The organism is Streptomyces sp. NPDC048496 (genome assembly GCF_043200055.1).
Classification (GTDB): Bacteria; Actinomycetota; Actinomycetes; order Streptomycetales; family Streptomycetaceae; genus Streptomyces.
In genome coordinates this window covers 1-10,738 of record NZ_JBICXB010000038.1, presented here as the reverse complement: position 1 = coordinate 10,738, position 10,738 = coordinate 1, and the positions used below count along the sequence as shown (strand labels likewise).

Annotated in this window: 10 protein-coding genes; all 10 read left to right on the top strand. The window is 69.6% G+C overall.

Going from position 1 to position 10,738, the window contains the following annotated elements:
- Window positions 1-73 precede the first annotated feature (73 nt).
- Entirely contained in the window at window positions 74-1,003 is a 930-nt protein-coding gene (locus tag ACGFSA_RS26770) for an ABC transporter permease (RefSeq protein ID WP_393308389.1), read from the top strand.
- Complete coding sequence (locus ACGFSA_RS26765) at window positions 996-1,781, top strand: ABC transporter ATP-binding protein (RefSeq protein ID WP_393308387.1); 786 nt, start codon at window positions 996-998, stop codon at window positions 1,779-1,781. The genes ACGFSA_RS26770 and ACGFSA_RS26765 overlap by 8 nt, the downstream gene beginning before the upstream one ends.
- 447 nt (window positions 1,782-2,228) lie before the next feature.
- Window positions 2,229-3,149 (top strand): squalene synthase HpnC, encoded by a 921-nt coding sequence (hpnC, locus tag ACGFSA_RS26760; RefSeq protein ID WP_393308478.1) that lies wholly within the window; start codon window positions 2,229-2,231, stop codon window positions 3,147-3,149.
- A 29-nt stretch (window positions 3,150-3,178) separates the two neighbouring features.
- On the top strand, window positions 3,179-4,099 hold the full coding sequence (gene hpnD / locus ACGFSA_RS26755) for a presqualene diphosphate synthase HpnD (RefSeq protein ID WP_393308475.1): 921 nt from the start codon (window positions 3,179-3,181) through the stop codon (window positions 4,097-4,099).
- A 151-nt stretch (window positions 4,100-4,250) separates the two neighbouring features.
- Window positions 4,251-5,639: a hydroxysqualene dehydroxylase HpnE gene (gene hpnE, locus ACGFSA_RS26750; protein WP_393308385.1), complete on the top strand. Its 1,389-nt coding sequence runs from the start codon at window positions 4,251-4,253 to the stop codon at window positions 5,637-5,639.
- Complete coding sequence (locus ACGFSA_RS26745) at window positions 5,636-6,739, top strand: polyprenyl synthetase family protein (protein WP_393308383.1); 1,104 nt, start codon at window positions 5,636-5,638, stop codon at window positions 6,737-6,739. Before hpnE ends, ACGFSA_RS26745 begins: the two co-directional genes overlap by 4 nt.
- Window positions 6,740-6,843: 104 nt before the next feature.
- On the top strand, window positions 6,844-8,844 hold the full coding sequence (gene shc / locus ACGFSA_RS26740; RefSeq protein ID WP_393308381.1) for a squalene--hopene cyclase: 2,001 nt from the start codon (window positions 6,844-6,846) through the stop codon (window positions 8,842-8,844).
- Window positions 8,844-9,503, top strand: a complete 660-nt coding sequence (locus ACGFSA_RS26735) for a 1-hydroxy-2-methyl-2-butenyl 4-diphosphate reductase (RefSeq protein ID WP_393308379.1) — start codon at window positions 8,844-8,846, stop codon at window positions 9,501-9,503. The genes shc and ACGFSA_RS26735 overlap by 1 nt, the downstream gene beginning before the upstream one ends.
- Before the next feature lie 5 nt (window positions 9,504-9,508).
- On the top strand, window positions 9,509-10,528 hold the full coding sequence (hpnH, locus tag ACGFSA_RS26730; protein ID WP_393308377.1) for an adenosyl-hopene transferase HpnH: 1,020 nt from the start codon (window positions 9,509-9,511) through the stop codon (window positions 10,526-10,528).
- 4 nt (window positions 10,529-10,532) lie between these two features.
- Window positions 10,533-10,738: flavodoxin-dependent (E)-4-hydroxy-3-methylbut-2-enyl-diphosphate synthase (locus tag ACGFSA_RS26725; RefSeq protein WP_393308375.1), on the top strand; the 206-nt coding region annotated here is incomplete at its 3' end.

The following is a 10,738-nucleotide window of genomic DNA, read 5'->3' as shown; positions in this document are numbered from 1 at the left end:
TTTCTTACGGGACCTGTCCGTCTGAACCGCGACCGCGACTGGCTGCGCATCTTGAATACGAGAGTTTCATCTGGTGAGTGATACAACCCATGACGGTGCGGTCGCGCTGAGCACCCCGCCATCCGCCGACGACGGCCTGAGCGCCGCCGAGCTGGCCGCTAAGTACGGCCTGACGGTGAGCGGCGCCCGGCCCGGGCTGTTCGAGTACGTGCGCCAGCTCTGGGGCCGCCGCCACTTCATCACGGCGTTCTCCCGGGCGAAGCTGACCGCCCAGTACAGCCAGGCCAAGCTCGGCCAGCTGTGGCAGGTGGCCACGCCGCTGCTCAATGCACTCGTCTACTACATGATCTTCGGGCTGATCCTCGGCACCAGCAGGGGAATGAGCAAGGAGGTCTTCATCCCGTTCCTGGTGACCGGTGTCTTTGTCTTCACCTTCACGCAGAGCTCGGTGATGGCGGGTGTGCGGGCGATCTCCGGCAACCTCGGACTGGTGCGCGCACTCCATTTCCCGCGTGCCTCGCTGCCCGTCTCGTTTTCGCTGGCGCAGCTCCAGCAGCTGCTGTACTCGATGATCGTGCTGGTGATCGTGGCCGTCGGCTTCGGCAGCTACCCGTCGCTGTCTTGGCTGCTGATAGTGCCCGCGCTGGTCATGCAGTTCGTCTTCAACACCGGTCTCGCGCTGATCATGGCCAGGCTCGGCAGCAAGACCCCCGACCTGGCCCAGCTGATGCCGTTCATCATGCGCACCTGGATGTACGCATCCGGTGTCATGTTCTCCATCACGGTGATGCTCAAGGACCAGCCGGAGTGGGTCGGCAGGGTGCTGCAGTACAACCCGGCGGCCATCTACATGGACCTGATCCGCTTCGCGCTGATCGACGGCTACGGCTCCGAAAACCTGCCGCCGCACGTGTGGATCGCCGGGCTCGCCTGGGCGGCCTTCATCGGCCTCGCGGGCTTCGTGTACTTCTGGAAGGCAGAGGAACGGTACGGCCGTGGCTGAGGACAACACTTCGGGGCGCGTCCCCACCGTCATCGCCGACGATGTGCACATCGTGTACCGGGTCAACGGCGCCGGCGGAGGCAAGGGCAGCGCCACCGCCGCGCTGAGCCGGATACTGCGCCGCGGCAAGGGCGAGGCGCGCGGAGTGCGGAAGGTGCACGCCGTACGCGGTGTCACGTTCACCGCCTACCGGGGCGAGGCCATCGGCCTCATCGGCACCAACGGCTCCGGCAAGTCGACCCTGCTGCGGGCCATCGCCGGTCTGCTGCCGACCGAGCGCGGCAAGGTGTACACGGACGGCCAGCCGTCGCTGCTCGGGGTGAACGCCGCGCTGATGAGCGATCTGACCGGTGAGCGGAACGTCATCCTCGGTGGGCTCGCGATGGGCATGACGCGCGAGGAGATCCGCGAGCGCTACCAGGGGATCGTCGACTTCTCGGGCATCAACGAGAAGGGCGACTTCATCACCCTCCCGATGCGGACGTACTCCTCCGGTATGGCCGCCCGGCTCCGGTTCTCCATCGCCGCCGCCAAGAACCACGACGTTCTCATGATCGACGAGGCACTGGCCACCGGTGACCGCACGTTCCAGATCCGCTCCGAGGAGCGCATCCGCGAGCTGCGCAAGGAGGCGGGCACGGTCTTCCTGGTCAGCCACAGCAACAAGTCCATCAGGGACACCTGCGACCGGGTGCTCTGGCTGGAAAAGGGCGAGCTGCTGATGGACGGCCCGACCGACGAGGTCCTCAAGGCGTACGAGCGGGAGACCGGAAAGTAGGCCCACCGCCGTTCTCACTCATCGCAGCCGGCCTCCGCCGGAGTGCTCCGGCGGAGGCCGGCTGCGATGTCCGGATCGTGGGCACCCGGCGGGCGTGCACCGGGTTCTGTGCCACGCCAGGGGCGATCTCCTCCCGCCGGATGACGTCAATTTCCTTGCGCACGGGGAAGGTTGGCGGGAAGGGCAGCGTTGTTGCAGTGCGCACTGCACCCGGGCGTATGGCTGAGCGTTGTACAACGTAAGCTGTACCGGTGCTGATTCGTGGCAACTGGGGCGATACCGCCTGGGAGTACCGACCCTAGACGGTCCACCGCACTCGGGAGAGCGGGCGGCGTGTCCGGAATGGGATGTTTTGGGTCAGCAGTGTAGAACGGGAGATGTGACGGCAATGACGGAAAATCTCCAGCTCCGAGGTGTATATGCCGTCCCCGCGCCGGGCGGCCCGTGGTGACTCGTGCCCGGCAGGCGCGCCATGACGCCGCCGTACCCGCCACGCTCGAGAAGGCCGCGGACGAGAACTTCCCTGTGGCTCCGTTCTTTCTGCCGCGCGCGTGGCGTAACGATCTGATGGCCGTGTACGGATACGCCCGCCTCGTCGACGACATCGGCGACGGCGACCTCGCCCCCGGCGGCGCCGACGCCCGCCACCTCGGACTCGACCCGGCGCAGACCGACGACCGGCTCGCGATGCTCGACGCCTTCGAGACCGATCTGCACCGCGTCTTCGACCCCGCGGGCGACGGCCCGCGCCACCCGCTGCTCCGTGCACTGCGCCCCACGGTGCGGCGCTGCTCGCTCACCCCCGAACCGTTCCTCGGGCTCATCGAGGCGAACCGGCAGGACCAGAAGGTCCGGCGGTACGGGACGTACGAGGACCTGCTCGCCTACTGCGAGCTCTCCGCCAATCCCGTCGGCCGGCTGGTCCTCCAGATCACCGGGACCATGAGCCCCGAGCGGATCCGCCGCTCCGACGCCGTCTGCACCGCCCTGCAGATCGTCGAGCACCTCCAGGACGTCACCGAGGACCTCGGCCGCGACCGGATCTATCTGCCGGCCGAGGACATGGCCCGGTTCCATGTCACCGAGGCTGACCTGGCAACCCCCTCCGGGGGCGCATCGGTGCGCGCACTGATTGCGTACGAAGCAGAACGCGCCCGGAACCTGCTGAATGAAGGCACCCCCCTGGTGGGTAGCGTCCACGGCAGGCTCAAGCTGCTTCTCGCCGGATTTGTCGGAGGGGGGCGTGCCGCCCTCACCGCGATCGCGGCCGCCGGGTTCGACGTACTGCCCGGACCGCCCAAGCCCGCCAAGCCCAGCCTGCTGCGCGAGGTGGGAGTTGTCTTGCGAAGAGCGCGTAGAGAGGGGTGAGCCGGACCGTGGAGGGACAGACGACGTACATGTCGGCGCCGGTACAGGCCGCATACAGTTACTGCGAGGCCGTCACCGGACAGCAGGCGCGTAACTTCGCGTACGGAATCAGGCTGCTGCCTGCCGAGAAGCGGCAGGCCATGTCGGCGTTGTACGCCTTCTCCCGCCGGGTCGACGACATCGGCGACGGAGAGCTGGACCGGGAGACCAAGCGGACCCGGCTGGAGGGCACCCGCACACTCCTGGACCGGATCCGGGACGGCGCGGTCGACGAGGACGACACCGACCCGGTGGCTGTCGCGCTCGCCGACGCCGCACGCCGGTTTCCGCTGCCGCTCGGTGGGCTCGACGAGCTGATCGACGGCGTGCTGATGGACGTGCGCGGCGCGACGTACGAGACGTGGGACGACCTCAAGGTCTACTGCCGGTGTGTCGCCGGAGCCATCGGGCGGCTCAGCCTGGGGGTCTTCGGGACGGAACCGGGTGCGCCCGGCGCGGACCGGGCCGCGGAGTACGCCGACACGCTCGGCCTCGCCCTGCAGCTCACCAACATCCTCCGCGACGTCCGCGAGGACGCGGGCAACGGGCGTACGTATCTGCCGTCCGACGACCTCGCCAAGTTCGGCTGTTCCGCCGGTTTCCACCGGGCCACACCGCCGCCGGGCTCCGACTTCGCGGGCCTGGTCCACTTCGAGGTCCGGCGCGCCCGCGCCCTCTTCGCCGAGGGCTACCGGCTGCTGCCGATGCTGGACCGCCGCAGCGGCGCCTGCGTCGCCGCCATGGCTGGTATCTACCGGCGGTTGCTCGACCGGATCGAGCGCGACCCCGAGGCGGTGCTGCGCGGCCGGGTCTCGCTGCCGGGTCACGAGAAGGCGTACGTCGCGGTGCGTGGACTGTCGGGTCTGGACGCGCGGTACATTTCGCGCCGGACGGCCCGGGGGCGTGTCTGATGCGTATCGCGGACAACTCGCGTAACACGGACCATCGGTCTCTTCGGCGGGCAACCACCCGACGGGATGACGCGTCCCTGACTGAAACGACGTGCCTGACCGACATGACCAGCCCAGCCGGTTCGACCCGGCGGAAACGGAGGGGGGACGCATGACCGACGAGGCCCTGCGCTCCTCCCGCGCCGTCGTGATCGGCGGCGGACTCGCCGGCATCACCGCGGCCCTCCGTCTCGCCGACACCGGGCTTGACGTGACCCTGCTCGAAGGACGGCCCCGGCTCGGCGGACTCGCCTTCTCCTTCCGCCGCGGTGAACTGACGGTCGACAACGGACAGCATGTCTATCTGCGCTGCTGCACCGCCTACCGCTGGTTCCTGGACCGGGTCGACGGTGCCCGTCTGGCACCCCTGCAAAACCGTTTGGACGTGCCCGTTCTCGATGTCGGACGCCCCTCGGGGCCCCGGCTCGGACGGCTGCGCCGCAATGCGCTTCCGGTCCCGTTCCACCTCGCCGCCGGCCTCGCCGGCTATCCGCACCTCTCGCTAGCCGAACGGGCGTCCGTCGGGCGCGCCGCGCTGGCACTCGGCCGCCTCGACCCGGACGACCCGGCGCTCGACACCATCGACTTCGGCAGCTGGCTGGCCCGGCACGGACAGTCCCCGCGCACCATCGAGGCCCTCTGGGACCTGGTCGGCGTCGCCACACTCAACGCCACCGCACCGAACTCCTCGCTGGCCCTCGCCGCGAAGGTCTTCAAGACCGGACTTCTCTCCGGGCCCGGCGCCGCCGACATCGGCTGGGCGAGCGTGCCGCTCGGCGAGGTCCACGACACGCTGGCCCGCAAGGCGCTCGACTCCGCAGGTGTACGGACCGAGCTGCGCACCAAGGCCGACAGCCTCTCCCGTACCGACGACGGACGCTGGATCGTCGACACGGGCGCCGAACGGATCCAGGCGGACACCGTCGTCCTCGCCGTCCCGCAGCGCGAGACCCACGGCCTGCTGCCCGAGGGCGCACTCGACGCGCCGGACAGGCTGCTCGACATCGGCACCTCGCCGATCCTGAATGTGCACGTCGTCTACGACCGCAAGGTGCTGCGCCGCCCGTTCTTCGCCGCACTCGGCTCCCCGGTCCAGTGGGTCTTCGACCGCACGGACGCCTCCGGGCTCACCGGGCCCGGACAGTACCTCGCGGTCTCCCAGTCCGCGGCCGACGACGAGATCGACCTGCCCGTCGCCGAACTGCGCAGCCGCTACCTGCCCGAACTGGAGCGGCTGCTCCCCGCCGCCCGCGGAGCCGGCATCAGGGACTTCTTCGTCACCCGGGAGCGGACGGCAACCTTCGCCCCCGCACCCGGCGTCGGCCGGCTGCGCCCCGGAACCCGCACTCGTTTGCCCGGCCTCCATCTGGCCGGAGCATGGACGGCCACGGGCTGGCCCGCGACGATGGAGGGCGCTGTCCGCAGCGGGTTCAGCGCCGCCGGCGCCGCGCTCTCCTCGCTCGGCCGCACCCATGAACATCCGCTGCAGGAGGCGGCATGAGCAGTATCACCGGAACAAGAGGAGAGTCAGTGACCCCGGCGAATCCGGCTTTCGACACCGTGGCAGACACCGCGGACGTCACCGCGCTTCTGGAGCGCGGACGGGCCATGTCCGCTCCGGTGCTCCGGGCCGCCGTTGACCGGCTCGCACCGCCCATGGACACCGTCGCCGCCTACCACTTCGGCTGGATCGACGCTCAGGGCCGCCCCGCCGACGGCGACGGCGGCAAGGCCGTCCGCCCCGCGCTCGCCCTGCTGTCCGCGGAGGCGGCGGGCGCCGCAGCCGAGGCCGGCATCCCCGGCGCCGTCGCCGTCGAACTCGTGCACAACTTCTCGCTGCTGCACGACGACCTGATGGACGGCGACGAGCAGCGCCGTCACCGCGACACCGTGTGGAAGGTGCACGGCCCCGCCCAGGCGATCCTGGTCGGCGACGCGCTCTTCGCGCTGGCCAACGAGATCCTGCTGGAGCTCGGCACGGTCGAGGCGGGCCGCGCGGCCCGCCGGTTGACCACCGCCAGTCGCAAGCTCATCGACGGGCAGGCCCAGGACATCTCCTACGAGCACCGCGAGCGGGTCACCGTCGAGGAGTGCCTGGAGATGGAGGGCAACAAGACGGGTGCCCTGCTTGCCTGCGCCGTGTCCATCGGCGCGGTGCTCGGCGGCGCCGACGACCGCACCGCCGACACTCTGGAGGCCTACGGCCACCACCTCGGTCTCGCCTTCCAGGCCGTCGATGATCTGCTCGGTATCTGGGGCGACCCGGAGTCCACCGGCAAGCAGACCTGGAGCGATCTGCGTCAGCGCAAGAAGTCCCTGCCGGTCGTCGCCGCGCTCGCCGCGGGCGGACCGGCCTCGGAGCGCCTCGGCGAACTGCTCGCCGCGGACGCCAAGAGCAGCGACTTCGACAGTTTCTCCGAGGAGGAGTTCGCCGCCCGGGCGGCGCTCATCGAGGAGGCGGGCGGCCGGGAGTGGACCGCCCAGGAGGCCCGTCGGCAGCATGCGGTCGCCATCGAGGCGCTGCACGCTGTCGCCATGCCGGAAACCGCGCGGGCGCAGCTCACGGCGCTCGCGGACTTCGTCGTCGTACGAAAGAGATGATCACCATCCGCATATGACTCGCAGTCGCCGGCCGGTGCCCGTACCGGGCGCCGGCCGACGGAGACCCCAGCACAGCAGAGGACCAACTGCACGAAGGGGAAGCCATGACAGCGACGACCGACGGAAGCACCGGGGCTGTGAACCCCCGCGCAGCCTCGGCCAGCGAACCGACCGAATCAACCACCGCCGCGGACGACGTGCTCGCCGCCGCGCGGCGGGCCGCGGAACGCTCGGTGGAGCATCTCCTCGGCAGGCAGGACGCCCAGGGCTGGTGGAAGGGCGACCTCGCCACCAACGTCACGATGGACGCCGAGGACCTGCTGCTCCGTCAGTTCCTCGGCATTCAGGACCCGGCCACTGTCGAGGCGGCCGGACTTTTCATCCGCGGCGAGCAGCTCGTCGACGGCACCTGGGCCACCTTCTACGGCGGCCCGGGAGACCTCTCCGCCACCATTGAGGCCTACGTCGCGCTGCGGCTGGCCGGAGACCGGCCGGACGAGCCGCACATGTCCCGCGCCTCCGGATGGATCCGGGAGCAGGGCGGCATCGCGGAGAGCCGCGTCTTCACCCGCATCTGGCTGGCCCTTTTCGGCTGGTGGAAGTGGGACGACCTGCCGGAGCTCCCACCGGAGCTGATGTTCTTTCCGAAGTGGCTCCCGCTCAACATCTACGACTTCGGCTGCTGGGCCCGGCAGACCATTGTGCCGCTGACCGTCGTCTCGGCGAAGCGGCCGGTACGGCCCGCGCCCTTCGCCCTCGACGAACTGCACACCGACCCGCTCGTCCCGAACCCGCTCAAGCGCCCCGCTCCGGCGGCCAGTTGGGACGGCGTCTTCCAGCGCCTCGACAAGGCGTTGCACGTCTACCACAAGGTGGCCCCGCGCCGACTGCGCCGCATCGCCATGAACGCGGCGGCCCGCTGGATCATCGAACGCCAGGAGAACGACGGCTGCTGGGGCGGCATCCAGCCGCCCGCCGTGTACTCCGTCATCGCCCTGCACCTCCTCGGCTATGACCTCGACCACCCGGTGATGCGGGCCGGTCTGGATTCGCTGAACCGGTTCGCCGTCTGGCGCGAGGACGGCGCCCGCATGATCGAGGCCTGCCAGTCACCGGTCTGGGACACCTGCCTCGCCACCATCGCGCTCGCCGACGCCGGAGTCAGACCCGACCATCCCGCGCTCGTGAAAGCGGCGGACTGGATGCTCGGCGAGGAGATCGTCAGGCCCGGCGACTGGTCCGTGCGTCGACCTCGACTGGACCCGGGCGGATGGGCGTTCGAGTTCCACAACGACAACTACCCGGACATCGACGACACCGCCGAGGTGGTCCTCGCGCTGCGCCGGGTCCGGCACCCCAACCCGGCCAGTATCGAGGCCGCCATCGAACGCGGGGTGCGTTGGAACCTCGGCATGCAGTCCCGCAACGGTGCCTGGGGCGCATTCGATGCCGACAACACCAGCCCGTTCCCCAATCGGCTGCCGTTCTGCGACTTCGGAGAGGTCATCGACCCGCCGTCCGCCGATGTCACCGGACACGTGGTGGAGATGCTCGCCATGGAGGGGCGGTCCGACCACCCCGCCGCCCGGCGCGGCATCGAGTGGCTGCTCGCCGAACAGGAGGCGAGCGGTGCCTGGTTCGGCCGCTGGGGCGTCAACTACGTCTACGGAACAGGGTCGGTGGTGCCCGCCCTGGTCGCTGCCGGGCTGCCCACTGTCCATCCGGCGATCCGCCGGGCGGTCGGCTGGCTGGAGTCCGTGCAGAACGACGACGGCGGCTGGGGCGAGGATCTGCGCTCGTACCGGGAGGAGAAGTGGATCGGGCACGGCTCGTCCACCGCCTCCCAGACCGCGTGGGCCCTTCTCGCCCTCCTCGCCGCCGACCGGCGGGACAGCACGGCGGCGGCCCGCGGCATCGCCTGGCTGACCGAGAACCAGCAGGCCGACGGATCCTGGGACGAGCCGTACTTCACCGGCACCGGGTTCCCCTGGGACTTCTCCATCAACTACCACCTCTACCGCCAGGTCTTCCCTCTCACCGCGCTCGGGCGGTACGTGTACGGTGACCCGTTCGCCGGCCGCACGGCCACCCGCGAGGGGGCCTGATGGGCGATGCCCCGGGACCGTCCGGCTTCGCAGTGCCTCTGCTGATCGCCTGCGCGCTCGGTATCGAGCAACTCGCCCTGCGCAGCGGCAGAGGAAAGGCCGGCGATGCCCCGGGCCCGGTGACCGTGCTCCGTACGGGCATGGGTCCGAAAGCCGCCGAGACGGCCGTGGAACGCGCGCTGGCCCAGGACCGGGCGCACAGCTCCGCGGTCATCGCCTCCGGGTTCTGTGCCGGGCTCGCACCCGACATGCACCCCGGGGACCTGGTGGTCGCCGACGAGACCCGGGACACCGGGGACTCGACGGCCTGTACCGGCGCGGGTCTGCTCGCCGAGGCCCTCGCCAGGGCGGTGCCGGGCCGCACCGTCCACACCGGTCCGCTCACCGGTTCCGGCCATGTCGTACGCGGACATGAGCGGGCCGACCTGCGGGCCACCGGGGCAATCGCGGTGGACATGGAGTCCGCCGCCACTCTTCGCACCGCCCTGCGCACCGGGCCGCGCCCGGTTGCGGCTGTACGGGTGGTCGTGGACGCCCCGGAGCATGAGCTCGTCCGCATCGGCACGGTACGCGGGGGAATATCAGCCTTCCGTGTTCTTCGTGCCGTCCTGCCGGCTTTCTATGAATGGCACCGATCTTTGCTGCTCCCCAGGAGGTGAGCTAGATGGCCATGCCGCTCCGTCAGACCATCAAGGTTGCGACGTACCTCATTGAACAAAAGCTCCGCAAGCGGGAAAAGTTCCCGCTGATTGTCGAGCTGGAGCCTTTGTTCGCCTGCAATCTGGCGTGCGAGGGCTGCGGAAAGATCCAGCATCCGGCCGGAGTCCTGAAGCAGCGTATGCCGGTGGCCCAGGCCGTCGGCGCGGTGCTGGAATCGGGTGCCCCGATGGTTTCCATCGCGGGGGGCGAACCCCTGATGCACCCTCAGATCGACGAAATCGTGCGGCAACTGGTGGCACGGAGGAAGTACGTCTTCCTCTGCACCAACGCGATGCTGCTCCGCAAGAAGATCGAGAAATTCACCCCCTCGCCGTATTTCGCCTTCGCCGTGCACATCGACGGCCTGCGCGATCGGCACGACGAATCGGTCGCCAAGGAAGGCGTGTTCGACGAGGCGGTGGCGGCGATCAAGGAGGCCAAGCGTCGCGGCTTCCGGGTCACCACGAACTCCACGTTCTTCAACACCGACACCCCGCAGACCGTCATCGAGGTCCTCAACTACCTCAATGACGATCTCAAGGTCGACGAGATGATGATCTCGCCCGCCTACGCGTACGAGAAGGCGCCCGACCAGGAGCATTTCCTCGGCGTCGAGCAGACCCGCGAGCTCTTCAAGAAGTCCTTCGCGGGCGGCAACCGGGCCCGCTGGCGGCTGAACCACTCGCCGCTCTTCCTGGACTTCCTGGAGGGCAAGGCAGACTTCCCGTGTACAGCCTGGGCGATCCCCAACTACTCGCTCTTCGGCTGGCAGCGACCGTGCTATCTGATGAGCGACGGGTACGTCCCGACGTACCGGGAACTCATCGAGGACACCGACTGGGACAAGTACGGCCGCGGCAAGGACCCGCGCTGCGCCAACTGCATGGCGCACTGCGGCTACGAGCCGACCGCGGTCCTCGCCACGATGGGGTCGCTGAAGGAATCCTTGCGCGCCGCGCGGGAAACCGTCTCCGGGAACCGGTGACGTCATGACCGCTGGAGAACCAGTCGCTCTGGGTCTCCCCGAGCTGCCGGCCCGGCCGCTCGCGATGCGCCGCCCCTCGCGGCGCATCCAGGTCGGGTCGGTGGCGGTCGGTGGGGATGCGCCGGTGTCGGTGCAGTCGATGACCACGACCCGTACGTCGGACGTCGGTGCGACGTTGCAGCAGATCGCGGAATTGACGGCGTCGGGCTG

Excerpts from the sequence above, each read along its gene's own strand:
- hpnD (WP_393308475.1), top strand. The coding sequence starts at position 3,179 with ATGTCGGCGCCGGTACAGGCCGCATACAGTTACTGCGAGGCCGTCACC.
- hpnE (WP_393308385.1), top strand. The coding sequence starts at position 4,251 with ATGACCGACGAGGCCCTGCGCTCCTCCCGCGCCGTCGTGATCGGCGGC.
- ACGFSA_RS26745 (WP_393308383.1), top strand. The coding sequence starts at position 5,636 with ATGAGCAGTATCACCGGAACAAGAGGAGAGTCAGTGACCCCGGCGAAT.
- shc (WP_393308381.1), top strand. The coding sequence starts at position 6,844 with ATGACAGCGACGACCGACGGAAGCACCGGGGCTGTGAACCCCCGCGCA.
- ACGFSA_RS26735 (WP_393308379.1), top strand. The coding sequence starts at position 8,844 with ATGGGCGATGCCCCGGGACCGTCCGGCTTCGCAGTGCCTCTGCTGATC.
- hpnH (WP_393308377.1), top strand. The coding sequence starts at position 9,509 with ATGGCCATGCCGCTCCGTCAGACCATCAAGGTTGCGACGTACCTCATT.